At 73.0% G+C, this 25907-nt stretch carries 23 protein-coding genes and 1 pseudogene; 6 read left to right on the top strand and 18 right to left on the bottom strand.

The genetic code is table 11. The features are described from left to right. Window positions 1–122: 122 nt before the first annotated feature. Window positions 123–1136: an NADP-dependent oxidoreductase gene (locus ACH4LD_RS14540; protein WP_398055055.1), complete on the bottom strand. Its 1014-nt coding sequence runs from the start codon at window positions 1134–1136 to the stop codon at window positions 123–125. A 110-nt stretch (window positions 1137–1246) separates the two neighbouring features. Between ACH4LD_RS14540 and ACH4LD_RS14545 the strand changes: the two genes are divergently transcribed. Then, window positions 1247–1813 (top strand): TetR/AcrR family transcriptional regulator, encoded by a 567-nt coding sequence (locus ACH4LD_RS14545; protein WP_398055056.1) that lies wholly within the window; start codon window positions 1247–1249, stop codon window positions 1811–1813. Between the two features lie 30 nt (window positions 1814–1843). Here the strand turns inward: ACH4LD_RS14545 and ACH4LD_RS14550 are convergent, their stop codons facing one another. The 3 genes and pseudogenes from ACH4LD_RS14550 to ACH4LD_RS14560 all read right to left on the bottom strand — a co-directional run. Continuing rightward, window positions 1844–2173, bottom strand: coding sequence for a branched-chain amino acid transporter permease (locus ACH4LD_RS14550; RefSeq protein WP_398055057.1), 330 nt, complete (start codon window positions 2171–2173; stop codon window positions 1844–1846). 403 nt (window positions 2174–2576) lie between these two features. Then, the gene (locus ACH4LD_RS14555) at window positions 2577–3113 is read right to left on the bottom strand and encodes a cyclophilin-like fold protein (RefSeq protein ID WP_398055058.1); all 537 of its coding nucleotides are present in this window, start codon (window positions 3111–3113) and stop codon (window positions 2577–2579) included. Between the two features lie 131 nt (window positions 3114–3244). After that, window positions 3245–3522 (bottom strand): annotated as a pseudogene (locus ACH4LD_RS14560) (alcohol dehydrogenase catalytic domain-containing protein); the annotation flags it as partial. Window positions 3523–3677: 155 nt separating this feature from the next. On the opposite strand from ACH4LD_RS14560, the gene ACH4LD_RS14565 reads away from it, so the two are divergent. Then, window positions 3678–4547 carry a helix-turn-helix domain-containing protein gene (locus tag ACH4LD_RS14565; protein WP_398055059.1) on the top strand — a complete coding sequence of 290 codons (870 nt, stop codon included), beginning with the start codon at window positions 3678–3680 and terminating at the stop codon, window positions 4545–4547. Here the strand turns inward: ACH4LD_RS14565 and ACH4LD_RS14570 are convergent. The 5 genes from ACH4LD_RS14570 to ACH4LD_RS14590 form a co-directional block, all read right to left on the bottom strand. Next, window positions 4540–5688, bottom strand: coding sequence for an XdhC family protein (locus tag ACH4LD_RS14570; RefSeq protein WP_398055060.1), 1149 nt, complete (start codon window positions 5686–5688; stop codon window positions 4540–4542). The genes ACH4LD_RS14565 and ACH4LD_RS14570 overlap by 8 nt on opposite strands. 183 nt (window positions 5689–5871) lie before the next feature. Next, on the bottom strand, window positions 5872–8067 hold the full coding sequence (locus ACH4LD_RS14575) for a xanthine dehydrogenase family protein molybdopterin-binding subunit (protein ID WP_398055061.1): 2196 nt from the start codon (window positions 8065–8067) through the stop codon (window positions 5872–5874). Next, a complete protein-coding gene (locus ACH4LD_RS14580; protein ID WP_398055062.1) occupies window positions 8064–9044 on the bottom strand; it encodes an FAD binding domain-containing protein in 981 nt (326 codons plus the stop codon). Before ACH4LD_RS14580 ends, ACH4LD_RS14575 begins: the two co-directional genes overlap by 4 nt. 6 nt (window positions 9045–9050) lie before the next feature. Then, window positions 9051–9701 (bottom strand): (2Fe-2S)-binding protein, encoded by a 651-nt coding sequence (locus tag ACH4LD_RS14585; RefSeq protein ID WP_398055063.1) that lies wholly within the window; start codon window positions 9699–9701, stop codon window positions 9051–9053. Window positions 9702–10137: 436 nt separating this feature from the next. Then, window positions 10138–11229 carry a Gfo/Idh/MocA family protein gene (locus ACH4LD_RS14590; RefSeq protein WP_398055064.1) on the bottom strand — a complete coding sequence of 364 codons (1092 nt, stop codon included), beginning with the start codon at window positions 11227–11229 and terminating at the stop codon, window positions 10138–10140. Window positions 11230–11334: 105 nt separating this feature from the next. Between ACH4LD_RS14590 and ACH4LD_RS14595 the strand changes: the two genes are divergently transcribed. Continuing rightward, window positions 11335–11961 carry a TetR/AcrR family transcriptional regulator gene (locus ACH4LD_RS14595; protein ID WP_398055065.1) on the top strand — a complete coding sequence of 209 codons (627 nt, stop codon included), beginning with the start codon at window positions 11335–11337 and terminating at the stop codon, window positions 11959–11961. A gap of 201 nt (window positions 11962–12162) precedes the next feature. Here ACH4LD_RS14595 and ACH4LD_RS14600 read toward each other — a convergent pair whose 3' ends face one another. Continuing rightward, window positions 12163–12933 carry a response regulator transcription factor gene (locus ACH4LD_RS14600; protein WP_398055066.1) on the bottom strand — a complete coding sequence of 257 codons (771 nt, stop codon included), beginning with the start codon at window positions 12931–12933 and terminating at the stop codon, window positions 12163–12165. 405 nt (window positions 12934–13338) lie between these two features. On the opposite strand from ACH4LD_RS14600, the gene ACH4LD_RS14605 reads away from it, so the two are divergent. Beyond that, on the top strand, window positions 13339–14850 hold the full coding sequence (locus ACH4LD_RS14605) for an FAD-dependent oxidoreductase (RefSeq protein ID WP_398055067.1): 1512 nt from the start codon (window positions 13339–13341) through the stop codon (window positions 14848–14850). A 71-nt stretch (window positions 14851–14921) separates the two neighbouring features. On the opposite strand, the gene ACH4LD_RS14610 is transcribed toward ACH4LD_RS14605, so the two are convergent. Both ACH4LD_RS14610 and ACH4LD_RS14615 read right to left on the bottom strand, forming a co-directional pair. Next, entirely contained in the window at window positions 14922–15725 is an 804-nt protein-coding gene (locus ACH4LD_RS14610) for an SDR family NAD(P)-dependent oxidoreductase (RefSeq protein ID WP_132784303.1), read from the bottom strand. 159 nt (window positions 15726–15884) lie between these two features. Next, window positions 15885–16385, bottom strand: a complete 501-nt coding sequence (locus ACH4LD_RS14615; protein WP_165951565.1) for a MarR family transcriptional regulator — start codon at window positions 16383–16385, stop codon at window positions 15885–15887. A gap of 148 nt (window positions 16386–16533) precedes the next feature. Here ACH4LD_RS14615 and ACH4LD_RS14620 point away from each other — a divergent pair, with 148 nt between their 5' ends. Together ACH4LD_RS14620 and ACH4LD_RS14625 are read left to right on the top strand one after the other, a co-directional pair. Beyond that, window positions 16534–18012, top strand: a complete 1479-nt coding sequence (locus ACH4LD_RS14620) for an MFS transporter (protein ID WP_398055068.1) — start codon at window positions 16534–16536, stop codon at window positions 18010–18012. 15 nt (window positions 18013–18027) lie between these two features. Continuing rightward, window positions 18028–19623, top strand: a complete 1596-nt coding sequence (locus ACH4LD_RS14625; protein ID WP_398055069.1) for an LLM class flavin-dependent oxidoreductase — start codon at window positions 18028–18030, stop codon at window positions 19621–19623. 37 nt (window positions 19624–19660) lie between these two features. Here the strand turns inward: ACH4LD_RS14625 and ACH4LD_RS14630 are convergent, their stop codons facing one another. From ACH4LD_RS14630 to ACH4LD_RS14655, 6 genes are all read right to left on the bottom strand, one after another. Beyond that, window positions 19661–20527 (bottom strand): sulfurtransferase, encoded by an 867-nt coding sequence (locus ACH4LD_RS14630; protein ID WP_398055070.1) that lies wholly within the window; start codon window positions 20525–20527, stop codon window positions 19661–19663. A 67-nt stretch (window positions 20528–20594) separates the two neighbouring features. After that, window positions 20595–20981, bottom strand: a complete 387-nt coding sequence (locus ACH4LD_RS14635) for a TIGR03618 family F420-dependent PPOX class oxidoreductase (protein WP_132784307.1) — start codon at window positions 20979–20981, stop codon at window positions 20595–20597. After that, entirely contained in the window at window positions 20974–22026 is a 1053-nt protein-coding gene (locus ACH4LD_RS14640; RefSeq protein ID WP_398055071.1) for an LLM class flavin-dependent oxidoreductase, read from the bottom strand. The genes ACH4LD_RS14635 and ACH4LD_RS14640 overlap by 8 nt, the downstream gene beginning before the upstream one ends. Further along, entirely contained in the window at window positions 22017–23984 is a 1968-nt protein-coding gene (locus ACH4LD_RS14645; RefSeq protein WP_398055072.1) for a dipeptide ABC transporter ATP-binding protein, read from the bottom strand. The genes ACH4LD_RS14640 and ACH4LD_RS14645 overlap by 10 nt, the downstream gene beginning before the upstream one ends. Further along, on the bottom strand, window positions 23981–24916 hold the full coding sequence (locus ACH4LD_RS14650; protein ID WP_398055073.1) for an ABC transporter permease: 936 nt from the start codon (window positions 24914–24916) through the stop codon (window positions 23981–23983). Before ACH4LD_RS14650 ends, ACH4LD_RS14645 begins: the two co-directional genes overlap by 4 nt. Then, window positions 24913–25872: an ABC transporter permease gene (locus ACH4LD_RS14655; RefSeq protein ID WP_398055074.1), complete on the bottom strand. Its 960-nt coding sequence runs from the start codon at window positions 25870–25872 to the stop codon at window positions 24913–24915. The genes ACH4LD_RS14650 and ACH4LD_RS14655 overlap by 4 nt, the downstream gene beginning before the upstream one ends. Window positions 25873–25907: the final 35 nt, after the last annotated feature.

Consider the following 25907-nt stretch of genomic DNA (forward strand, 5'->3'; position numbering starts at 1 on the left):
CCCGGTGGGCGGACACGTACACGCACCGGTCGGTGTCACCGGCCGTGAGAGCCACCCCGGCCCACGGCTCAGGGGGGTGAGCCGCCGGCGGCCGGTGCGCGGACCGTCCAGGAGACGGACGATCACTGAGCGACCGTGAGCACGATCTTGCCCTGGATGTGCCCTCGGGCGGCGCGTTCGTGCGCTGCTCGGGCATCCGCCAGAGCGAAGGTGCTGTCGATCGCGACGCGGACCGTGCCCGCGTCGAGCAGGCGCCCCAGTTCGGCAAGCTGCGCGCCGTTCGAGCGGACCTGTGCGCTGGAGACCGTGACACCCAGTTTCGCGGTCTCCTCCTCGTCGAAGTCCCCGGGGAGCACGGGGAACTGGGCGCCGCCGCGCTTGAGTGTGCGCAGGAAACGCCTGCTGTCGGGGCCGCCGACGGTGTCGAGAACGAGGTCGACGTCGTGCACCAGTTCCTCGGGACGACTCCTGGTGTAGTCGATGAACCGGTCGGCGCCGAGTTCTCCCAGGAACGACTCATGTGCGCCCGACGCCACCGCGATGACCCGTGCGCCCTTCCACTTCGCCAGCTGCAGCGCGAAGTGCCCCACACCGCCCGCGGCGCCGTTGACGAGCACCGTCGTGCCGGCGTCGAGTGCCATCGGGCGGTGCTGTGCGTCCTGGAAGGGCGAGGGGCGATCGTGTCCCAGGTCGATCAGGAACTGCCACGCCGTCAGCCCGGCCATGGGCGCCCCGGCGGCGTGCACGTGGTCGACGCCGGCCGGCTTGCGCGCGAGGTCCGATGCGGGCGCGGCCACGTACTCGGCGTAGGCGCTGCCGCGGAAGCTGGGAAAGCGCAGGAGACCGAAGACTTCGTCACCTACGGCGAAGCGGTCCACGTCCGCGGCGACGGCCTCGACGACACCCGACACATCCGTCCCCGGAATCACCGGCAGACTGACCCTCGACTCCGCCTCCCCGGGGATTTCGGTCAGCCCGCCCCGCAGGTACCAGTCGGGGGGATTGACGCCGGCCGCGTGGACGCGGACCAGTACCTCGCCCGGCCCCGGTTCGGGGATCGGCACCTCGTCGTAGCGCAGGACCTCAGGGCCGCCGTGCTCGTGGAGCCGGACGGCCCTCATCGTGTGTGTAGGCATCGTTTTCTCCTGCCCGCGCTGCGGGGATACGCTATTCGGATCAGCGGTCCATATAACCGGACCACTGATCCGAATATATGGACCACTGATCCGGATAGTCAAGAGGGAAGATGCGGGCCGACGCCAGGAAGAACCGCGACCACCTGCTCGCAACAGCGGGCACCGCCATCGCCGAACATGGCGTCGACGTGTCACTGCGCGACATCGCCCGCCGGGCCGATGTCGGGCTCGCGACGCTGCTGCGGCACTTCCCGACGCGCGAGGCGCTGCTCGATGCCCTGCTGCGCGCGAGCTTCGAGGAACTGACGGCGAAGGCGGGCGAGCTTGAGGTATCGAACTCGCCCGAAGACGCTCTGGTCGCGTGGCTGCGCGACTGCGTCGCATGGACGACCGAGTACCGCGGTGTGACCGTGCTGATGGCAGCCGCCATCGAGGACACCGAATCCGCACTCCACACGTCATGCGTCACTCTGCGCGCGGCCGGAGCGCGGCTCCTCGCCCGCGCCCAGGCCGCGGGCGCGGCGCGCACCGACATCGATGGCGCCGATCTGTTCGCACTGGTGGCGGCGCTCGCGTGGCTCGGCGACCAACCCTCGCTCGCACGCCAGGCGGACCACCTCTTCGAGGTCGTCGCGAACGCGATCGTGACGAGACCAGCGAGGACCGGCGCCGAGTGAACGGCACCACCAGGTTGCCGGTCAGGCCGCTCAGCGGGCGAAGACGGTACTGACCAGAGCCACGTGGACGGCCGTGCCTCCGAGAATGCTCAGCAGCGCGTTGCGGCGCCACAGGTGCAGGCCGACGGTGACGGCCAGGGCGGCCGGCGGGGCCGAGGAGCGGGTGTCGGTGAGGGGGAGGTCGCGCAGGCAGTAGACCACCAGGATCAGCATGACGCCGGCGGGCATGCGGGTGCTGAGGTACCGCACGGTCGCGCTGTTGCGCAGGGCCATGAGCGCGGCGAAGGGCAGGGCGCGCAGCGCCCAGGTGACGGCGGCGGCGGCGAGGACAGCGGCGACGACGTAGGGCGTGTCAGGCATGACTCGGTTTCCTGCGGGTCGTGAGGCGGCGGGTCAGGAGGCCGGCGGTGAAGAGGGCGAAGGCGGCCAGGAGCATCCGGTCCGGGACGAGGAGCCGCGCGGCCGGCGCGCTGAGCAGCGCCAGTGCCGGCGTGGGCAGGTCGCCGCGGGGGCGGGCTCAGGGGCTGATCCTGCCGGGGGCGGCTTGAGGGCCGGTCCCGCCGGGGGCGGATTGCGGCTGGTCCCGCGGGAGGCCGGCTCAAGGGCTCGTCCTGCCGAGGGCGGCCTCAAGGACTGGTCCAGCCGGGGGCGGGCGGCTGACGTGCTGGACCGTCCCCCTGCTGCCGCACGCCGGCGGGGTGGGCCGTGGCGGTCAGGTCATCCCGCTGCCACGGGCCGCGAGGGGCGAAGAGAGAGCTTCCCGTCAGGCGGCGGGGCGGATGGTGATCTCGTCCGCCGTGCGGAGCCGTTCGGCCCCGTCGTACGTCATGTGGCCGATGATGACGAGGCCCGCGGCGTAGGGGGCGTCGTGGTAGTAGGTGGCGAGGGTGCCCCAGGGCGCGTAGTAGGCGATGTCGCCGACGCGGGGGTCGGCGCCCTCCGACGCGCCGGCCGTGGACAGTCGGCTGGGCAGGTCGCCGGTCTTCTCGGCCTGGTTGAAGTCGGTCAGGCGGAGCGTGAGGGGGAGGTGGCTGGCGAAGTCGCGGGCGGTCGCGCTGTCGTTCAGGGTGGCGTCCACAGTGGTGCCGTCGAGGGTGAGCCGGATGGACGACGCGCCCGTACGGCCGGGGGCGGTGGTCGGTGCGGAACTCGCCGTCGTGACCTCCGGCTCGGGAGCGGAGGCCGACGAGTCGTGCGTGCAGGCGCTGACGGTGGTGGCGGCGAGCAGCGCGGCGGCGGTGGTGGTGGAGGCGAGGGTGACCGCACGAGGGCGGCGGGTGGTACGGGGGTCCGGTGTCACAGGGTGTCCTGGGTCAGTCGGGGAGGGGTTCGGCGTAGTGGCGGAAGGCGCCACGCTCGTGGTGGATGCCGGACAGCCGCCGGCGGTTCCGAAGCGGCGGGCGGTGGGCAGGTAGGCGCGCACGGGGGCGGGGCCGCCGCGTAGTCCGACGTGGCGAAGGAACCGACCGCGGACTGGCCCGGCCTGACCGAGGTGACCTCATCGCCCGCCTCCTCCTCGATGCCCACGCACTCGTGTCCCATGGGGTGCGGATCGCCGATGGGTTCCAGACCGCGGTACGGCCACAGGTCCGAGCCGCACACGCAGGTGGCGACCGTACGGATGATCGCGTCGGTCGGGTGGACGGTCTCCGGGTCGTCGCGCTCCTCGAAGCGGACGCCGCCGGGGCGTGGATCACTGCGCCGCGCATGGTGGGGCTCCCTTCGGTGCCGGGGAGGTCTTGCAGCCGAGACTCACACGCGGCGCTGAGGTGCGAGAAGAGGAGGGACACATCCGTGGAGAGCGACATCCTGGGAAGGATTTCTCCCCCCTTTGCCAGGTGGAACCAGTGCCATTCTGGGAAGCATGACGAGCAACGTGCCCCTCGACGAGCTGGGGCAATTCCTCAAGAAGCGCCGTTCGGAGCTCAGTCCCCGCACGGTCGGGCTGCCGGAGACCGGCCGGCCCCGGCGGGTCGCCGGACTGCGCCGGGAAGAGGTCGCCCAGCTCGCCAGCATCAGCACCGACTACTACACCCGCCTCGAACAGGGGCGCATCCAGGCGTCCGCCCCCGTGCTGGACACCCTCGCCCGGGTGCTCCACCTGGACGACGACGAGCGGGCCTACCTCTTCCAGCTGGCGGGCAAGACCACCACCCGCTCCCGGGGCCGGGGACGGCAGAAGGTCCAGCCGCAGTTGCAGCGCGTGCTGGACGACCTCACGGCGACCCCTGCCCTCGTCCAGGGCCGCCGTGGCGACATCCTGGCCTGGAACGCGCTGGCCGCCGCGCTGGTCACCGATTTCTCGCGCCTGCCGGAGAAGCACCGCAACTATCCCCGGATCCAGTTCACCGATCCGGCGATGCGCACCTTGTACGCCGACTGGGAGACATCCGCGCGGATCTCCGTGGCCCAGCTGCGGATGGAGGCGGCGAAGTACCCCGAGGACCCCCGCCTGATCGAGCTGGTCGGTGAACTGTCGATGAGGGACGAGCAGTTCGCCCAGTGGTGGGGTGAACACCGGGTCGCCGCCCGCACGGTGGGCACGAAGACGCTCCACCATCCGGTCGTCGGCGAACTCGTCCTGGACTGGGACACGCTCACCGCCAACACCGACCCCGACCAGCACCTGACCGTCTGGACGGCCGTCCCCGGCTCCCCCACCCACGAACGGCTGCGCATCCTCGCCTCCTGGGCGGCCGACGAGGAGGTCCCGGCCTCTTCGGCGCTCAGGTGAGGATGCGTTCCGCCACGGATGTCCGGTCCCGGTGGATCGGGCCGGAGAGCCGGGACAACGGCAGGCCGGTTCCCCGGTTGACGGCGGCGATGATCTCCGCGGCGATGGAGACGGCCGTCTCCTCGGGCGTGCGGGCGCCCAGATCCAGACCGATCGGCGAGTGCAGACGGGCCAGCCGTTCAGGGGGGACGCCCGCCTCGCTCAGCAGGCGCAGGCGTTCGTCATGGGTGCGCCGTGACCCCATGGCGCCTATGTAGGCCACGGGCAGCGTCAGAGCCACCCGCAGCAGGGGGATGTCGAACTTGGCGTCGTGGGTGAGGACGCAGACAGCGGTGCGGTCGTCGGCCTCGGTGTCCGCCAGGTACCGGTGCGGCCAGTCCACGACGACGTCGTCGGCGTGGGGGAAACGGGCTCGGGTGGCGAACACGGGGCGTGCGTCGCAGACGGTGACCCGGTAGCCGAGGAAGCGGCCGGCCGCGCTGAGGGCGGCCGCGAAGTCGACCGCGCCGAAGACCAGCATGCGGGGGCGGGACGCGTGGACGTGGACCAGGACGGACAGCCGCTCCGGGCAGGTGACGGCGTCGCCCCCGACCTCCGCACGGGCCGTGGTTCCGGCCCGCAGCAGTGCCCGCGCCCGCGCGGTCACCTCACGTCGTACCGCGCCGGTGAGACCGCCGTGCCCGGTTTCCTGACGGGTGCCACCCTCCGCGTCGACGTACGTGATCCGCCCGAGGAGGTCGGCCGGACCGTCGATGACCTGGGCGACTGCGGTGGGCCTGCCGTCCCGTACCCACGCGAGAGCCGCGGCGAGCCGCGGCTGTGCGTCGGCGTCGACGCGCTGGACGAAGACTTCCAGTTCGCCGCCGCAGGTCAGGCCCACGGCGAAGGCGTCGTCGTCGGAGTATCCGAACCGAGCGCGTCGCGGTGCTCCGCCGTCACCGAGCACCTGTCGGCACAGGTCGTGGACCGCGCCCTCCACGCAGCCGCCGGAGACGCTGCCGGCCGCGTTGCCGTCGACGTCGACCGCGACCGAGGTACCGACCGGCAGGGGTGCGCTGCCGGTGACGTCGACGACGGTGGCCAGGGCGAAGGGCCGCGCCGTGCGGCACCAGTGGTGCAGTGTGTCCGCGATGTTCAGCATGGGCGGGTCTTTCGTGAAGGGTGGCTCGGGCGGGCCGCCGCCCCGCCGCCGGGGAGCGACATGGCGCGGCGGCGGCCCTGGAGAGTCCGGCGCCCGGACGGGGGGACAGGCTGCCGGACGAGGGAGGAGCGCCCGGGTGCGGGAGCTGTCACACCGCTTCCGTCCGGTCCGGGGCGCTCGGTCTCAGAGCAACGCCTCGGCGGTGATGGGCAGTTCGCGCACCCGTCGGCCGGTGGCGTTGAAGACCGCGTTGGCGATCGCGGGAGCGACACCGACGTGGACGACCTCGCCGAGCCCCTTGACGCCGAGCGGGTCGGCCTCGCGGTCCTCGCCGTTCAGGTAGATCGCCTTCAGGTCGGGGACGTCGGCGTTGACGGGGACAAGGTAGTCCGCGAGGTCGGCGTTGACGATCCGTCCGTCGCGGTGGTCGGTGACCGTGTGTTCCAGCAGGGCCGTGCCGATGCCGCCCACGATGCCGCCGAGGGCCTGGCTCTCGGCGAGCTTGGGGCTGATGATGCGGCCGGCGTCGTAGACGCCGAGCATCCGCCGCACCCGTACCAGGCCGAGCGTGGCGTCCACGGCGACCTCGGCGAAGGTGGCGTTGTAGGCGTAGAAGGAGTGCCGCTCCGGTCCCGACGGTGGCGCGAAGGACCCGTCCGCTTCCAGGTGCGGGCGATCGTTGCGGGTGAGCAGCCGCTGGTACGTCTCGCCCCGGGCCGGATCGCCCTGCACGTGCAGCCGGCCGCCCCGGACGACGACGTCCTCGGCCCGGGCGCCGTACAGCGGTGACTCCTCGTCCCGGACGGCCAGTTCGATGGCCTGCCGTCGGACCCGGTCGCAGGCGTCGAGGGTGGCGGAGCCGACGCTGGCCATGGTCATCGAGCCGCCGTGCGGCGGAGTCCGCGGGTAGCGGGAGTCGCCGAGCCGGAAGGTGACCGCGCGCATGATCAGCCCGAGCGCGTCCGCCGCCACCTGGGTCTGGGAGGTGTACGTGCCCGGCCCCATGTCGCTGGCTGCGGCCTCGATCACCGCGGTGCCGTCGGCGTTCAGCCGGGCCCGTGCCCGCGCCGGCATGCGCGCGGTGTCGTACACCCCCGCCGCCATGCCCATGCCGATCAGCCAGTCGCCGTCGCGCGTCGAGCGGGGCTTGTGCCGACGCCGAGCCCAGCCGAACTCACGGGCGCCGACGGTGTAGCACTCGCGCAGCCTGCGCGTGGAGAAGGGCAGCCCGCTGGACTCGTCCTCGTTCGGCTCGTTGCGCCGGCGCAGCTCGATCGGGTCGACGCCGAGCTCGTGGGCGAGTTCGTCCATGGCCGACTCGATGACGAACGACGCCGTCGCGAAGCCGGGGCCGCGCATCCACAGCGGGGTGTTCACGTCCAGCGGCACCGTCCGGTACGCCTGCCGGACGTGCGGCATGCTGTAGAGCATCTGCCCGGCCCGCATGACGGCCTCGGTGAACGTCTCGTACGACGACGTCTCGGCGTCCATCTCGTGCACCGCGGCACTCAGCCGTCCCCGCCGGTCGCTGCTCAGCCGCAGCCGGTACGCGTACGAGGGCCGGAAGCCCGTGCCGAAGTACATCTGCCTGCGGCTGAGCACCAGCTTGACCGGGCGCTTCGTCTCACGGGCGGCGAGCGCGGCGGCGACGGTGTGCGGCCAGCAGCGCAGTCCGCTGCCGAAGCCGCCGCCGACGAACGGCGAGATCACCCGCACGGCGTCCAGGGGCAGGCCGAAGACGGCGGCGAGTTCGGTCTGCGTGCCCACCACCCACTGGGTCTTGTCCCACACGGTGAGGCGGTCGCCGTCCCAGCGGGCGATGGTGGCGTGCGGCTCCATCGGGTTCTGGTGGTTGCGGGCCGTGCGGTACGTCAGGTCCAGCCGTACGGCCGCCGAGTGCCATGCGGTGTCGACGTCGCCGCGCGCGTAGCGGGTGGGCTCGTCCGGCTGGGCCCCGGTGAGGTCGGTGGAGGGCTGCTCGGCGTCGTAGCGGACCTTCACCAGGCTCGCGCCGTGTTGGGCGGCCTCCAGGGTGGTGGCCACCACGACGGCGACCGGCTGGCCGTGGAAGTGCACCCGGTCGTCCTGGAAGACCCGCAGCCTCCGTCCGGGCGGGTTGTTCGAGCCGGGGTTGTCGCGGTACGGCAGCTCCGGCGCGTTCCGGTGGCTGATCACCCGCAGCACGCCCGGCTGGGCCTCGGCGGCACGGGTGTCGAGGGACGTGATGCGGCCACGGCCGACGGAGGCGTCCACGAGGACGGCGTGCACGGCGCCCTCGACATCGTGCTCGGCGGCGTACAGCGCCTTGCCGGTGACCTTCAGGCGCCCGTCCACCCGGGACAGCGGCGCGCCCACGGCTGCCTGCGGCTGGGGGCTCACTCGGCACCTCCTACGATGCGCAGCTGGCGTTCGACGGTCCGCTTCAGCAGCTCGACCTTGAAGTGGTTGTGCGCGAGTGGGCGTGCGCCCTCGGCCGCGAGCGCGGCGGCGGCGGACCAGAGGGCGTCCGAGGGACGTTCGCCGACGAGGTGCCGTTCGACCGCGGGGAGCCTCCACGGCACGGTGCCCACTCCCCCGGCGGCGACCTTCGCCTCACGGATCACCCCGCCCCGGACGTGCAGCGCGACGGCCGCCGAGGTCAGGGCGAACTCGTACGACTGCCGGTCACGCACCTTGAGATAGCCGGATCGCAGCGGGCGCGGATGGGCGGGGATCTCCACGCTGGCGATCAACTCGCCCTGCCGGACGGTCTGTTCGAGGTGGGGTGTGTCACCGGGCTTGCGGAGGAAGTCGGCGAAGGGGACACGGCGCTCACCCTCCGGTCCCAGCAGATGGACGGTCGCCTCCAGTGCCGCGAAGGCCACGGCGACGTCGGAGGGGTGCGTGGCCACGCAGGCGTCGGACGTGCCGAGGACGGCGTGCGAGCGGTTGAAGCCGTGCAGCGCGGCACAACCCGAGCCGGCATCACGCTTGTTGCAGTCGGCGGTCACATCGCGGAAGTACGTGCACCGGGTGCGCTGCATGATGTTGCCGCCGATGGTCGCCATGTTCCGCAACTGGGCGGACGCGCTCAGCTCCAGCGCCTCGGAGACGACCGGGTACAGGGCACGCACCTTGGGATGAGCGGCTGCCTCCGCCATGCGCACGAGCGCCCCGATGCGGAGCCCGCCCCGCTCGGTGACCGTGACCTCGCGCAGGGGCAGGCCGGTGATGTCGACCAGGGTCCCGGGGCGCTCGACGGTCTCGCGCATCAGGTCGACGAGTGTGGTGCCCCCGGCGATGTACCGACCGCCGCGCCGGCCCGCGTCGAGTGCCTCACGTGTGTCGGACGCCTTGGTGAGGGAGAAGGGATACACCGGCGCTCACTCCCGTCCCGCGGTCTGCTCGACCGCGCGCACGATCTTGACGTAGCAGCCGCAGCGGCAGATGTTGCCGCTCATCCACTCCCGGATCTCCTCCGGCGAGCCGGTGTGACCTTCCTTGATGCACCCGACCCCGGACAGGATCTGCCCCGGGGTGCAGTAGCCGCACTGGAAGGCGTCCTGGTTGATGAACGCCTGCTGGAGGGGGTGCAGTCGGTCGCCGTCGGCCAGGCCCTCGATCGTGGTGACCTCGGCACCCTCCAGCCGCACCGCCAGTGTGAGACAGGAGTTCACCCGGTGTCCGTCGACCAGCACCGTGCACGCCCCGCAGGCCCCGGCGTTGCAGCCCTTCTTGGAGCCGGTGAGAGCGAAGTGTTCGCGCAGGAGGTCCAGCAGTGAGGTGCGGTTGTCGACCGTCACCGTCCGCCGGACGCCGTTGACCGTCAGGGACACCCGGCCGGTGGGCGGCGCCTCGGCGGCTGCCGCCTCCTGCGGGTCGGCGAGGAGCGATCCGCCGATCACGCCGCCGGCGACGACGGCACCACCGACGGCGCCGGTGGTGGCGATGAAGGTGCGCCGGGTGGGTGCCAGGGAGGTCTCGTCGGCTCCGGTGGGGGGTGGAAGGGCGGACTCGGGGAGTTCAGTGGACATGCATACGCCTTCGCATCGCGGACGGATCGCCGTGCACTGCGGCACGAGCGAGCAGACGGGATCGTCGTCACCGCTGGACCTGCGCGGCCTCACGCTCCGACAGCCCCAGAGCGGGTCGCACGGGAAGTCTTGCACCACCGGTGGCACCGGTGACAGGGAGACTTTTCTCCCCCCATGCGCTGCCGGGCGGCGTGGCGGACGGCCCCTACGGCGTCGGTCCGGTGCTCGTCGGGCTGTGGGGTGGCGCTGGGGTCACAGGATGGTCGTCGCGGCGCCCGGGGTCGTCCGGATCGGCATGACCGGGGTCCGTGGACGTGGACATCGCCGCAGGTACAGCCCGATCCGCGCGAGAGCCCGGAGGCTCACGCTGCGCAGGCCGCACGGGCGTGCTGCGAGGGGTGTGCTCCGCGTCCGCCCGAACCGTAGGCGCGGTGCGTCACCCCTGTCTCTCGACGGCCAACTCCTTCGCCCCGTGCACGGCGGAGTGTTCGATGGTGGCCAAGAGGCGGTGGTGACCGGCGGCTTGGTCGAAGTCGGGGCGGGCCGGCCGGTCTTCGGTGAGGGCTCGGGCGAAGTCGCGGTAGACCGCCGCGATCCTGACCGCCGGCCCCGACGGCACCCCTTGGGGAACGGTGCGGTACGCCGTCGGTACGTCGACGGGCTCGCCGTTCACGGTGATGTTCCAGTCGGTCCAGTGCATGTACATGCCGGTGTGGCGGGGCGTGGCGACCAACGTCCCCCGCTCGCAGGCTAGTTTCAGGAAGAAGCCGACCTCTTGGGGCCGGTTGCCGCCGTGGATGGTCACGGAGACGGTCGCCCCGCCCGCCAGTGCGGCGTGGAGCAGGACGTGGCCCGGAGTTCCATTGCGCAACGACTCCCCGGTGCCTGCGACGGCCACCTGTTCGTGAAGGCGGGGAAGCCGTGCGGAGACCGACACCAGCGGGCCCGTCACGCGCTCCAGCGTCGCCAGGAAGTGCCCGGCCATGATGCTGACGATGGACACCCCGGCCGCGGGATCGAGCGTCCAGGCCAGGTCCGCCGGGATGACGCTCCCCCCGAACGAGTCACCGTCCGCGACCAGGACGGCCGATTCCAGACGACCGAGCCGGCCTTCCGCCAGCAGGTCGGCGACGAAGCGGGCGTCCGGGGAGTGCATGCCCTGCAGCACCACCGCGTGCCGCACACCGACGGCACGCGCGGCGTCGGCCAGCGACCGGGCCTCCTCGGCGTCGACCCCCAGCGGCCATTCGGAAACGACGTGCTTGCCCGCCGCCAAGGCCGCGCGGATGGCCTCGGCATGGTCGGGCACCTTCACCGAGACCACGACGACATCGACCTCCGGGTGCGCCGCCAGCTCCGCGGCTCCGACGAACGCGTGCGGGACGCCGTGCGCGTCGGCCACGCGTTGCGCGCTCACGCGGCTGGTGGTCGCCACGCCTGTCACCGTGAACTCCGGCAGATGCGCCAGCGCGGGCAGGTGGCCCACGGACGCCCAGCCGCCGGCCCCGACGATCCCGACTCCGATCACGCGCCCTCCGAAGTTTGTGTACCGAGCGGTATGAAACTTAGGAGCAGCGAGGCGACTGGCGCAAGAGGTAATGTACCGACAGGTAAGAAACTGGAGGGAGGAACCGTGGCCGGTGGCCGACCGCGCGCCTTCGATGCCGACGCGGCGCTCGACGCCGCGTTGGACGTGTTCTGGCGCCAAGGCTACGAAGGCGCGTCGCTGGCGGATCTGACCCGTGCCATGGGCATCAACAAGCCCAGCATGTACGCCGCCTTCGGCAACAAGGAGGATCTGTTCGGCAAGGTCCTCGGCCGTTACCTGCATGGACCGGCCGCGTTCGCGGAGGCCGCGCTGGCCGCTCCCACGTTCCGGGAACTCGCCGAACGCCTGGTCCTCGGCAGCGTCGAACTCACCGCGGGCGGCGGGACTTCCCGAGGATGCCTCACCGTCAAAGGCGTCCACGCCTGCGGCCCGGGTGCCGAGCGCGCCCGGGAGGACGCCAACGCCGTGCGCAAGGCGGCCGAAACCGCACTGCGCCGACGCCTGGAGCAGTTGGACGACCTGCCCGCCGGGTCCGATCCGCCGACCCTGGCCCGGCTGCTGCACACGATCACCGACGGCATCGCCGTCCAAGCGGCCTCCGGAGCCCCGCACGCCGAGCTCGAACACGTCGCGCGAACGGCTCTCCGACTCCTCCTCGGCGACCACGCCCCGGACCACGGCACCACCCGGCACCCACCGAAGGCGACCTGACGGCACACGCGGCAACCCGGCGTCGCGACCAGCCCGGTCGGCGCGGTGACGGGGAGGTCGTGCGGCGTCCACCCGGCCGGCGCGCCGCGGAACCCGCTGGAGCGGTGCGCCACAGCTCGCCCCCCACGCGGGTCCGAGCCGTCCTCCTCGCCTGCGGGTGCCCTTCGGCGGTGGCGGGGCCGTCCGGTGGGCCCCGCCACGTCATGCGGCGCAGCCGGTGCCCAGTTTGAAGCCCACGCCCCGGACCGTGATGATCCAGTCGCTGTCACCCAGTTTGGTGCGGAGGCTGCTGACGTGGGTGTCGACGGTACGCCTGGACCAGGAATCGCCCCACACCTGTTGCAGCAGTCGTTTCCTGGGAATCACGGTGTCGGGGTGCGAGGCGAGAATGCAGAGGAGGTCGAATTCCTTTCGGGTCAGCCCGACACCACGGCCACCCAGGCTGACCTGCCGCGCATTCACGTCGATGTGCAGCGGGCCGTGCGTGATTTCCCGGTCGACGGTGCGCGAGGACCGGGTGCGGCGCATGACGGCCTCGATACGTGCCATCAGTTCGCGGAATCCGTACGGTTTCACGAGATAGTCGTCCGCGCCGGCCTGGAGCCCGAGCACACAGTCGAGTTCGGAACCGCGACTGGTGACGACGAGCAGCGGCACACAGCTGACGGAACGGATGCTCTTGCACACCTCCAGTCCGTCGAGGTCCGGAAGCTCCAGGTCGAGGAGGATCAGATCCGCGTCCTCGTGGGCTTCGAGGGCGGCAACGCCGAGGCTCACATGGGTGACCTCGTGGCCGTGCCTGCGCAGCCCCCCTGCCAGGGACTCGGCGTCGGTGGAGTCGCTCTCCACCAACAGGATCTGCCAGCCGGCCGCAGGAGCGGGCACCGTCCGTGCCGGACCCGGCATGTCCTCCAGCACCGTCTGCGGTCCGCGTGCGACGCGCTCGATCGATCGATGGTTCTCCGACTTCACCGCTGATGAGTATGGACCCATGGCCTCCCCCGGCTCATCCGGTCAGCATGGACGTCGAACCTGCGCTCGAAAATTTATCGGTCGCTTGTAGTCCATTCAAAGACTCCTGTCGTAAATACATCGTTGCGGGTTCATGAAGGTGCATTACGGAGTCATCAACGTGTCGTTGTGCAGGAATTCCTGACATACCCGTGGGTTTATGGCCCGCCGGTCGTGGAGATCCGCAGCGATCCGCCGGGGGGAACGCGGGAGCGGCGCGGGCGACCCGTCCGACATGCTGCCGCAGCACCCGCTTCACACCCGCGGTGCAGGATGGACACGGCCGGCCCCGGCTTCCCGGCTTCCCGGCTTCCCGCACCTGACCCGGTCGGAGCCCGATTCCCCACCTACGGAAGCGAGTTGCGGATGTCGCACACCTCTCAGTCCCCTGCCGTCGACGGCCGCGGTACGCTCCCCGGCCCTCACTCGGTCGTCGTGGCCGGGGCCGGCCCCACCGGACTACTGCTCGCCGGAGACCTCGCGGCGGCGGGCGTGGACGTGGTGGTGGTCGAGAAGCGCCCGGAAGGCATCAGCAACCTGACCCGTGCCTTCGGCGTCCACGCCCGCACCCTCGAACTCCTCGACGCCCGCGGCCTCGCCGACGAACTGGTCGCGACCGGTCAGGTCATCCGCGAGCTGCGACTGTTCGGGGCGATTCCGTTCGACATCGGCGCGCTGCCCTCCCGCTTCCCCTTCCTGCTGGTCACTCCGCAGTACGAGGTGGAGAAACTGCTGCTGCGGCGGGCCCTGGAGAACGGTGCGGTCATCCGCTACGGGACCGAGGTGCTCGGCCTCACCCAGGACGCCGAGGGTGTCACCGTTTCGGTGCGCGACGCGGAGGGCGACACGACCCTGCGGGCCCGCTATCTGGTCGGCGCTGACGGAACGCGCAGTGCGGTGCGCGAGGCCCTGGGACTGCCCTTCCCCGGAAAGGTGGTGATCAGGTCGGTGGCGCTCGCCGATGTGAAGTTCACCGAGCGGCCCAGCCTGGTGGTGCAGGTGCACGGCACGGGCGACGCCTTCGGCTTCATCGCCCCGTTCGGCGACGGGTACTGGCGGGTCGGCGGCTGGGACCGGGCCCACCGGGGCCAACCCGACGACTCCCCGGTCGCCTTCGAGGAACTGCGCTCGCTCATCGAGCGGGCCTTCGGCTCCGACTTCGGCATGCACGACCCGCGCTGGCTCTCCCGCTTCCACAGCGACGAGCGCCAGGTCCCCCGGTACCGTGTGGGCCGCGTGCTGCTGGCCGGTGACTCCGCCCACCAGCACTCGCCGGCCGGCGGGCAGGGGATGAACACCGGCCTCCAGGACGCCGTCAACCTCGGCTGGAAGCTGGCGGCGGTGCTCCACGGCTGGGCCTCCGACGCGCTGCTGGACACGTACCACAGCGAGCGCCATCCGATCGGCCGGGCGGTGCTGCGCAGCAGCGGTCTCAACCTGCGTCTGGCCATGGCGCACAATCCGCTGGAGATCGCGCTGCGCACGGTACGGAAGCTGGTGGTCACCCATGTGCGGCCGGTGACGCGGCAGGCGGTGGGTGAGATCACCGGAATCGGCCACTCCTACCCCGCCGCGCGCGGGGCGCACCCGCTGGTGGGCAGACGGGCGCCGGACCTGGAGCTGGAGCGTGGGCGGCTCTACGAGGTGCTGCGCGAGGGGCGGTTCGTCCTGGTGCTGCCGCCTGCCGGGAAGTCCGGTGCCCCCACCGCGCTCGATGCCGCCACCCGGCGGGGGCGGCTGGTCCTCGCCCACCGCGCGGACGGCGGCGACACCGCCGCCCCGGAGGCGGTCCTGGTGCGGCCCGACGGCTACTACGCCTGGGCCGGGGCGGCGGACGGACCGGCCATCGAGGCCGGCATCGGACCGTGGGTGGGGTGACCGGGCCCGTCCGCTGACGCCTCTCGTCGAGCGGCCCCTCGCCGGGCCGCTCGCCCCGGCCCGCCGCGTTCTCAGCGCTGCGGCAGCGGCGAGAGCGTGGGCAGGTGGGAGAGGAAGCCGCCGTCCACGGACAACACCTGCCCGGTGATGAAGGAGGCGGCCGGGGAGGCGAGGAAGGTGACCAGGTGGGCCACGTCGTCCGGGGTGCCCAGCCGTGGGATGAGGTTCGCGCTCTGGAACATCTGCTGCACCGGCACGGGCATGTCCGCCTCCAGGGCCGGGGTGCGGACCAGTCCGGGCGCGACGGCGTTGCAGCGTATGCCGTCCGTGCCGTATGCGGCGGCCACGAAGCGGGTCAGCGCGACCAGTCCCCCCTTGGAGCTGCCGTAGGCGACCATCACACGGTCGCCGGACAGGCCCTGACCGCTGGTGATGTTGATGATCGAGCCGCCGCCGCGCTCGATCATCACCGGCACGGTGTGCTTGCACAGCAGCATGGGGCCGCGCAGGTTGACCGCGAGGACCTGGTCCCACAGCTCCACGGACATCGACACCACGTCCCGGTCCTGCCGGATCGCCGAGGTCAGCGCCGCGTTGTTGTCGAGTACGTCGATGCCCCCGAAGGTGTCCACGGCGAAGTCCACCAGGCGCTCGACGCTGTCCTCCGAGGCGATGTCGACGGTGTGCCCGACCACCGACAGGCCCTTGGCGGCCAGCTTCGCGGCGGCGGCCCGGGTCGGCGCGTCGGCGACATCGGCGAGTACGACGTCCGCACCGGCGGTGGCCAGCGCCTCCACGGTGGCCAGACCGATCCCTCCCGCCCCGCCGGTGACCACGGCCACTTTGCCGGCGAGGGAGTGCGTTCCATTGCCCATCGGTCAACGACCTCTCGTTCAGGACGGGGAATCGCCCCCGATTCTGGCGGGCGTGCGTGAAGGCCGTGCTGCGGGAACGTGTCGCGATCGACCCGGTTCCGGCGGGGGCGGGCGGCGGTCCGCTTCCCGCAGGGGCGGGTGGCGGCCCGGGGGCCGGGTTCAGCCTCCTGTCCGCGCGCTGTGGTCCTCGGCGACCAGGACCTTGCGCAGCAGGGCGATCAGGGTGGCGCGCTCGGCCGGTGACAGGTCGTGCAGGAAGGCATCCTGGGAGCGCTCGGCCACGGCCAGCAGCCGGCGTTGCAGGTCCTCGCCCTCGGGGGTGAGCTCGACGACCTGACGCCGGCGGTCGGCGGGGTCGCGGGTGCGCCGGACCAGTCCCCGCTGCTCCAGGGTGTCGAGGTAGCCGACCAGGTGGCTGCGGTTGAGGGCGAGCCGGTCGGCGAGCACGTGCTGCGGGAGCGGGCCGAAGTCGGCGAGCGCCGTGAGCGCGGCGAAGTGGGGGAGCCTCAGGCCGTGGTCCGCGACCGCGGCGATCAGTACGTCGTGGCCGAGCCGGGCGACATGGCTGACCAGGTACGAGGGCAGCGCGAGCAGGCTCGGCGGGCGGATCTCCGTGTCCGGCCGGGGGGTCTGCGGTCCGCAGTCCGAGGCGTCGTTCATGGAGCGCAGCATAACCACGGAAAGCCACTGGACGTAAGAATGTCGCGATGTAATCATTACGACACGACATGATTTCGCCGGTGTCGGTGCTCGGCGTGTGGTGCCGCCCGCGCCCCCGCACCTCCCGATCAGAGCGGAGGACCTCCTCATGACCGATCCGACGACCACCCCGGCCCACCCGCCGGTCACGGAGGGGCGGCGGGGCGTCGCGGCCCCGTTCACCGCCCTGCTGATCGCGGTGCTCTCCTTCTCCCTGATGCAGACGATGGTCGTGCCCGCACTCCCGGACCTGCGACGGGAGTTCGACGTGAGCACCACCGTGGTCTCCTGGGTGCTCAGCGCCTTCCTCCTCACGGCCTCGGTGGCCACCGCACTGCTCGGCCGGGTCGGCGACATGTTCGGCAAGCGGCGCGTCCTCGTCGCGAGCCTCACCGTGTTCGCCGCCGGGACGCTGCTGGCGGCCCTGTCGGACTCCATCGGACTGCTCATCGCCGCCCGCGCCGTCCAGGGGGTCGGCTCGGCCGCGTTCCCGCTCGCGTTCGGCATCGTCCGCGACCAGTTCCCGCACGAACGCGTTCCCGTCGCCATCGGGCTCATCAGCTCGACCTTCGGGATCGGCTTCGGCGTCGGGCTCGTCATTCCCGGCCCGATCGTCGACGCCCTGGACTGGCACTGGATCTTCTGGCTCGGCCTCGTCGTGATCGTCCTGGGCGTCCTCGCCGTCGTCGCCTTTGTCGAGGAGTCGCCCGTCCGCTCCCCCGGCCGGATCGACTGGACCGGTGCCGTCCTGCTCAGCGCGGGCGTCGTCGCCCTGCTGCTCGCCATCAGCGAGGGCAAGTCCTGGGGCTGGGCGTCCGCCGGTGTGATCGCTCTGTTCGTGGCGGCGGTGGTGCTCCTCGCGGTGTTCGTCCTGGTGGAGCGGCGGCTGTCCGCACCGCTCATCGACATCGAGCTGCTGCGCCGTCCGGCGGTCGCGGCCTCCCATGTCACCGCGCTCATCATCGGTTTCGGGATGTACGGCGCGTTCACCCTGGTGCCGCTGCTGGCCCAGACCCCTCCGCAGGCCGGCTACGGGTTCGGCGCCTCGGTCACCGGGGCCGGACTGTTCATGGTGCCCATGGCGGCCACCATGCTGGTCGCCAGTCCGCTCGCGGGCCGGATCGGTGCCGCCGTCGGCTTCAAGCTGCCCCTCGTCCTCGCCTGCCTGATCGGCGTGGTCGGCTTCGCCGTGTACGCCGGGGCCCATGACACCGAGTGGGCGCTGTACGTCGGTTCGGGCATCCTGGGCATCGGTGTCGGCTTCGCCTTCGCGGCGCTCGCCAACCTCGTCGTCGCCGCCGTCGACCCCCGGCAGACCGGTGAGGCGACCGGCATCAACACGATCATGCGCACCATCGGAGGATCGCTGGGCGCGCAGGTGTCCGCCTCGCTGGTGGCCTCCCACACCCTCGCCGGCAGCGGTCTGCCGGCGGAGTCCGGCTACACCACCGCCTTCGTGATGTCCGCGATCGCCCTGGGCGTGGCCACGCTGGCCGCGCTCTCCGGACCCGGCGGACTGTGGCGCACCCCGGCGAAGGCGGCCGCGGCGGGACCCCGGCCCGAGACCAGCGGCCCCGCCGCGAGCTGAGAACGGGACACGCACATGACCGACTACGGGCACGACCTGCTCTTCGGTGCCGTACTGGTGCCCTCCTCCGGACAGCCGCACGACGCGGTGGCGTCGGCAAGGTCGGCGGAACGGGCCGGACTGGACCTGGTGAGCGTGCCGGACCACCCCTACCGGCCGGAGTTCCTGGACGCGTGGACGGTGCTGGCGAGCATGGCCGCCGTCACCTCCCGGATCCGGGTCTTCCCCAATGTCGCCAACCTCCCCCTGCGGCCGCCCGCCGCCCTGGCCCGCGCCGCGGCGAGCCTGGACCTGCTCAGCGGCGGCCGGGTCGAACTCGGGCTGGGCGCCGGGGCGTACTGGGACGACATCGCCGCCGAGGGCGGTCCCCGGCGCACCCCGGGCGAGGCCCTGGACGCCACCCGCGAGGCGGTCGCGGTCCTGCGCGCCCTGTGGTCCGGCCGTGGACGGGTGCGCAGCGAAGGAAAGCACTACGCACTGGACGGGGCCGCCGCCGGGCCCGCGCCCGCCCATGGCATCTCCGTGTGGATCGGCGCGGTGGGCCCCCGGATGCTGCGACTGACCGGCGAGGTGGCGGACGGATGGCTGCCCAGCGTGCCGCATGTGCCGCCGGGCCGCCTCGCGGCGGGCCAGCGGCTCGTCGACGAGGGGGCCGCGGCCGCGGGGCGAGAGCCGTCGGCCGTACGACGGCTGTACAACCTCTCGCCCGGAGCGGAGGGCGGCTTCCCCCGGGGCGGCCCGCGCGACTGGCCGGAGCAACTGGCCGCGCTCACCGTCGACGTGGGCACCAGTGCCTATCTGCTGCCCGCGCACCACCCGGACCTGCTGCGGATCTTCGGCGAGGAGGTCGCCCCGGCCACCCGCGCACTGGTCGCCGCGGCACGCGAGCGGCCCGCCGGGGCCGCCGCGCGGTCCGTCGCGTCCGGTGCCTCCCGGCCGGCCGCGACGCCGCTCCCCCCGCAGCGTCCGGCCGCGGCGGACGGTGGCGCGGCCGGACGCTCCCTCGTCGTCGAGCCCACCCCCGCGCCCGCCGAGTGGCTGAGCGACGAGCGGCTGTGGGACGAGGAGAACCGGCCCACCGGCCCCGCCCCGGATCCGAATCGTCGCTACTCGCGTGCGCGGCAGGCCCCGGCCGAGAACCTGGTCGCCGCCCACGACCAGCTGCGCGCGGACCTGGCGCGGCTGCGCGCGATCGTCGACGAGGTGCTGGCCGAGACCCTGGACCCCGGTGACGCCCGGTCCGGGCTCCAGGAACTGAGTCTGCGGCAGAACTCCTGGACGCTGGGCGCGTACTGCGCGTCGTACTGCCGGATCACCACCGTGCACCACACCCGGGAGGACCAGGATCTCTTCCCGCACCTGCGGCGAGGGGACCCGCGGCTCGCGCCGGTGCTGGACCGGCTGACCGAGGAGCACCACGCCATCCACGGGGTGATCGAGCGCATCGATCGTGAGCTGGTCGCCCGGATCGAGGGCGGGGCGGGTGCCGCGGCCCGCCCGGCGGGGCTGCGCGCGGCGGTGGACCTCCTCACCGACGCGCTGCTGTCCCATCTGGCCTACGAGGAACGGGAGTTGATCGAGCCGATGGCCCGGCTCGGGACCGGCTGGTGACCCGCCGGCCGTGTGCCACCGCCCCTGCCCGGCTCCGCTACCCCGGCTCCTCACCCGTCGCCACGGCGCGCGAGGGGTCCGCCGACCAGGCGGACCACGAGCCGGGGTAGAGGGCCGCGGTGGGCACGCCCGCCAGTTCCAGCGCCAACAGGTCGTGGCAGGCGGTGACCCCGCTGCCGCAGTACACGACGACGTCGGTGCCGGGGGTGACTCCGAGGGCCGCGTAGTGCGCGGCCAGCCGGGCCGCCGGGGCGAAGCGGCCCTCGTCGGTGAGGTTGGCGGCCCAGGGGGCGCTGCGGGCTCCTGGGACGTGCCCGGAGCGCACATCGCTGGGCAGCACGGTGGCGCCCGAGTACCGGTCGGGGGCACGGGCGTCCAGGACGACGGCGGTGCCCGCCGCGAGCGACGCCTCGACCTCGTCGGCCGTCCGCAGGAGCTCCTTGGGCCAGCTCACCGGGGTACGGGCCACCGGCACGGGGACGACCGGCCCGGTCTCCAGGGGGCCGTCCCAGGCCTGGAGACCGCCGTCCAGCAGGGCGGCCCGGCCGCCGGTGCGGCGCAGCAGCCAGACCAGCCGGGCCGCGCAGGCGCCACCGCTGTCGTCGTAGGCGACCACCGTCGTGTCGTCACCGATGCCCAGTGTGCCCAGCGCCCGGGCGAACTCCCGCTCGTCGGGCAGCGGATGGCGTCCGCCGGACTCGCTGGGCGGTGCGGACAGCACGGTGTCCATGTCGACCCACACGGCACCGGGCAGATGTCCGGTGAGGTGGGCCTCGCGTCCGCTGCGGCCGTCCAGGTACCAGCGGACGTCGGCCAGGACGATCCGCTCGCGGTGCTCACGCACCCATCCGGCGTCGACGACGGGAGCCGGCGGTTCGGGTGGCGGTGCGGGGGAAACGGTCATGTGGGGTTCTCCTCTCGGATCAGGGCAGCGGCGGGGGGCCGTCGTCCGCGTCCGGAGCGGCCGGCGGTCACTCCTTGCGGTGGATGCGGTCGGGTTCCAGCCGGAGCAGCACCCGTTCGCCCTCGGCCTGCCGCACCTGCTCGCTGCCCGTCCACTTGCCGAAGGTGGTGCGGGCCAGTCGCAGCGCGGCCTCACCCGGCTCGATGTCCACCACCCGGGCCCGGATCTCGATGTACCGGCGGCTGTTGTCCGAGTCGAGCAGCAGGATGTTGACGCGTGGGTCGGCGATCACGTTCCGGTACTTCTGCCGCGAGGTGTTGGTGCCGACGAGTATGTGCTCCTGGTCGGCGTGCGGCCACACGAGGCTCGTCTGCGGTCCGCCGTCCGGCATCAGCGTGGTGAAGACCCCGAGGGTCCGGGCGAGGGCGAGTTCGCGGACGTCGTCGTCAAGCACCGGCCGTCACCCTGTCGTCCCGCCCCAGGGTGCGCACCTGCGGCAGTACCTCGGAGGCGACCAGTTCCGTGGCCGCCTGGACGTCGGCGTACGGGAGACCGCCGACGTCGATGGCGAGCAGATGCAGGTCGTGGCCCCACAGCTCCTGCAACTGCCCGAGCCGGTCGACCACTTCGGCGGGGCTGCCGCAGATCGCGGGGCCGTCGGGGCCGATGTAGGTGTCGAAGTCCGGCGGGGCCGGGGGCCCGACGGTGCCGGGCTTCTTCACCGTCAGATAGGTCTCGATGTAGGGGGCCCAGCGGGCGCGTGCCTCCTGCGAGGTCTCGGCGACGAACACATGGCTGGCGGCGCCCAGCCGGCCCGTGGGCTCCGTCCGCCGCTCCTTCCAGAGCGCACGGTAGGAGTCGAACACCGGGACGAAGACGTCGGGTCGGCGCGCCGTCGTGCCGACCACCAGGGGCAGCCCGTGGTCGACGGCCAGCCCGACCGACTCCGAGCCCACTCCCCCGCTGATCCAGAACGGCGGCCGGGGCTGCAGGGGGCGCGGCTGTACCAGCACGTTGTCCAGGGGCGGGCGGAACCGCCCCCGCCAGGTGACCCGTTCCTCGGTCCACAGCCGCAGCAGCAGTTCGGTGTTCTCGCGTTTGCGGGCCGCCTTGGACTCGGGTGCCTGGTCGAAGACGGCGTACGGCTCGGGGAAGAAGGAACCGCCGATGACCATGTCGAGGCGCCCGTCGGACAGCAGGTCCAGCAGTGCGTAGTCCTCCGCGACGAGTACCGGGTCCCGGTTGGCGACCAGGGTGGTGCCGGTGGCCAGCCGGATGGTGGAGGTGTGTTCGGCGATCGCGGCCAGGACCAGTGCCGGAGAGGGGATGACGTCCCGCTCCCCGAAGTGGTGCTCCCCGAGGGTGTACCAGGAGAAGCCGAGCCGTTCCGCCTCGGCCGCCGCCCGGACGACGTCCCGCAGCCGTTCCCGCTGGGTGAGGATGGTCCCGGTGACCGGGTCGGGCAGCAGGCTGCCGAACGTGATGAGGCCTAGCTCCATGAGGTGTCCTCCGTGGGACGGTCGTGGTGGTGCGTGGTGCGGGCGGCGGCTTCCCCCGGGGCGTCCGGGGTGTCCGCGGTGATCGAGGGGTACGGCGTGTCCCGTCCGGGTACGGCGGCCAGCAGTTCGCGGGTGTAGGGGTGCCGGGGCGCGCGCAGGACGCGGTCGGTGGCGCCTTCCTCCACGACGTGTCCCTCGCGCAGGACCGCGATGCGGTCGCTGACCTGTCCGACGACGGCCAGGTCGTGCGAGATGAACAGATAGGCCATCCCGTGGCGCTCCTGGAGTCCGAGCAGGAGTTCCAGGATCCTGGCCTGCACGGTGACGTCGAGCGCGGAGACCGGTTCGTCGCAGACCAGCAGTTCCGGGCCGAGGGCGAGGGCGCGGGCGACGGCCACCCGCTGGCGCTGTCCGCCGGAGAGCTCGGCGGCCCTGCGCCGCAGCGCGTCCGCCGGCAGCGCGACGTCGTCCAGCAGCCGGCGCACGGTCGCGGCGCGCTGCGCGCGGTCGCCGACGCGGTGGTTGCGCAGGGGCTCGGTGAGCAGTTCCTCGACGGTGAAACGGGGGTTGAGGGAGGCGTACGGGTTCTGGTGCACGAGCTGGACACGGCGGTGCAGGCGGCGCCGGGCCGCGCCGCGTACCGCGGTGACGTCGACGCCGTCCAGTTCGACGGTGCCTGCCTCGGGCCGTTCCAGGCCGAGCACCAGGCGGGCGGTGGTGGACTTCCCGGAGCCGGACTCGCCGACCAGGCCGAGGGTGCGGCCGCGCGGGATGTCGAAGCCGATCCCGTCGACGGCGAGGTGCCGGCGTCGGGGGCCGGGGCCGCGCAACGGGAAGGAGAGGGTGAGACCACGCACCCGCAGCAGTACGCCGGGGTCCGGTGCGTCGCCGGGCGGGCCGGTCGCCGGCGCCGGGCGGGGTGTGGGGGCCGGGCGGGGTGCGGGAATCGGTCGGGGCGCGGGGGCCGTTCCGGGGACGGGGGCCGTTCCGGGGGCGGGGGCCGTTCGGGGCGCGGGAGCCGTTCCGGGGGCGGGAGTCTGGCGGGGCGCGGGAGTCGCCGTGGCCGGTGGCGCCGGGGCCGGTGGCGCCGTCGGGGCGGCCGGGCGGGCGCGGGGGGTGCGGGGGGCGGGACGGGGGACGTCGGCGAGCAGGCGGCGCGTGTACGGGTGCCGTGGGTCGGCGAGCACCTCGCGGGTCGGTCCGGCCTCCACGACCCGCGCCCGGGACATCACCACGACGTACTGTGCCCGGTCGGCCACCACACCCAGGTCGTGGGTGATCAGCAGCACGGCGGTACCGGTGTCGGCGGCGAGCGATTCCAGGTGGTCGAGGATCTGCCGCTGCACCGTCACGTCCAGGGCCGAGGTGGGTTCGTCCGCGACGAGCAGGCGGGGCCGGGCCGCGGTCGCCATCGCGATGAGCACGCGCTGGCGCATGCCGCCGGACAGTTCGTGCGGGTACTGGCGGGACCGCCGGGCGGGGTCGGGCAGTCCCGCCCCGGCGAGGAGGTCGACGGCCCGTTCCGCAGCGCCCCGCCCGGTGGCCAGGTGGTGGACGCGCAGCACCTCGGCGACCTGCCGGCCGACCGGCTTCACCGGGTCCAGCGACACACCGGGGTCCTGGGGCACGAAGCCGATGCGCCGGCCCCGTACGTCCCGCCACGCCCGCTCGCTCAGTCCGGTCAGTTCCTCGCCCTCCAGACGGACGGAACCGTGCTCCACCCGGCCTCCCGGGGGCAGCAGGCCGATCACGGCGTGCGCGGTGGTGCTCTTCCCGGAGCCGGACTCGCCGACGACGGCCGTGATCCGGCCCGGCGCGGCCGTCAGGTCGAGTCCGTCGACGGCGGTACGGGTCCCGGCGGCCGTACGGTAGCCGACCCGCAGGTCCGTGATCCGCAGCACCGGGGTGTCCTGCGACACGGCCTCGGGACGGGTCGTCCCGGCCGGTGCGGAGGTCATGGTCGTTCTCCTCGGGTCTCCAGGATCCTCGACAGCCGGTTCGCGGCGAGGACCACGGCGGTCACGATCAGGCTGGGCAGGGTCGTCAGCCACCACGCCGTGGCGAGGTAGTTGCGGCCGTCGGCGACCAGGGCGCCCCACTCCGGGGCGGGCGGCGGTTCCCCGTAGCCGAGGAAGCTGAGACTGGCGATGGCCAGCACGACCAGCCCGAAGTCCAGCGCGGCGAGGGCCAGTACGGGACCGACGGCGGCGGGCAGGACGTAGCGGAACAGGACGCGCCACCAGCGGGAGCCCAGCAGGATCGTGGCCTCGACGTAGCCGGCCGTGCGCACCCGCAGCACCTCGGCCCGCATCACCCGGGCGAACGCGGCGACGCTCGTGACACCGACGGCGACGGCCACCTGGACGGTGCCGAAACCGATGGCGGCGACGATGGTCAGTGAGAGCAGGACCGGCGGTACCGAGAGCATCACCTCGACCAGCCGCATGATCACCGCGTCCGCCCACCTGCCGAAGGTCCCGGCGGCCAGGCCCAGCAGGATGCCGACGACGAGGGCCACGGCGATGGCGACGACCGTCGCCCGCAGCGACAGGGACGCCCCGTGCACCACCCGGGCGTACACGTCCCGGCCGAGCTGGTCGGTGCCGAAGGGGTGCGCGCCGCTCGGCGGCCGGAACCGCTCGGCCGGTGTCCCGGTCGTGGGGCTCTGGTGGGTGAACCACTCGGGCGCGACCGCCCACCCCAGCACCAGCAGAAGCACCAGGACGGACAGGACGGCGCCGGGCGAGCGCGGCACGTGCCGTACCGTCGCGTCGCGCGCGGCACGGAGACGGCGGCCGGCCAGGGCCGCGAACCCGGGCGGCACCGGCCCGGCGTCATCGGCCAAGGTCCCGTCGGTCACGGCGCCGGGGGCCGTGCCGTGCCCGCTCATGACGTCACCAGCCGGCCGGTCGCCCGGATCCGCGGGTCCAGTACCGGGTACAGCAGGTCGACGCCGAGGTTCACCACGGCGAAGACGAACGACGCCAGGACGACGACCCCCTGGACGACGGGCAGGTCCTGGGTGGAGACGGCGGCCTGGGTGATCCGGCCCATGCCGGCTCGGGAGAAGACGGTCTCCACCACGACCGCGCCGCCGATGAGATAGCCGACCAGGAGGCCGACCACCGTCACCGCCGGGATGGCCGCGTTGCGCAGCCCGTGCGCGAGGAGCAGCCGGGCGCGGCCCGCGCCGGTGGCGCGGATCGTGTCGGCGTACGGTTCCCGCAGGACGGTGTGCAGGCTCTTGCCGAGCACCTGGGCCACCAGCGCCGCGCCCGGGATGGCCAGGGTGCACGCGGGCAGGACCAGTCCGGCCGCCCCGGTGCCGCCCAGGGACGGGAAGAGGTGCCACCGGACCGACAGCAACTGGATCAGCAGCAGTCCGACCGCGAACGACGGCAGCGAGACGGCGAACGAGGGGATGGAGCGCAGCAGTTGCCGTACCGCCGGGGAGCCCGCGAGGTGGGCGGAGACCGCCAGCGCGGACCCGGCGGTGAGCGCGAGCGCCAGGGCGGTGCCGCCCAGTGCCAGCGTCGACGGCAACGCGTCGGCGATCATGCGGGTGACGGGCTGCCCCGTCTGGAGCGACGCGCCGAGGTCACCGTGGAGGGCGTCCACGAGCGCGTGGCCGTACTGCACCGGCAGCGGCCGGTCCAGGCCCAGCTCGGCCTTGGCCCGGGCGATGTCCTCCGGGCTGAGGGTGTCGAACCCGCCGCGCCCGCTCAGCATGAGCGCGACGGGGTCGCCGGGCAGCAGTCGCAGGGCGGCGAAGGCGAGGGTGAACGCCGCCCACACGACGAACACCGCGCGCAGCGCACGTCCCGCGAGGTACCGCGCGGGGGTCATGGCGCACCGCCCGGCGTGGGCCCGGCCTTGCGGAA

This window comes from Streptomyces sp. NPDC017676 (assembly GCF_044329325.1).
Taxonomy (GTDB): Bacteria; Actinomycetota; Actinomycetes; order Streptomycetales; family Streptomycetaceae; genus Streptomyces.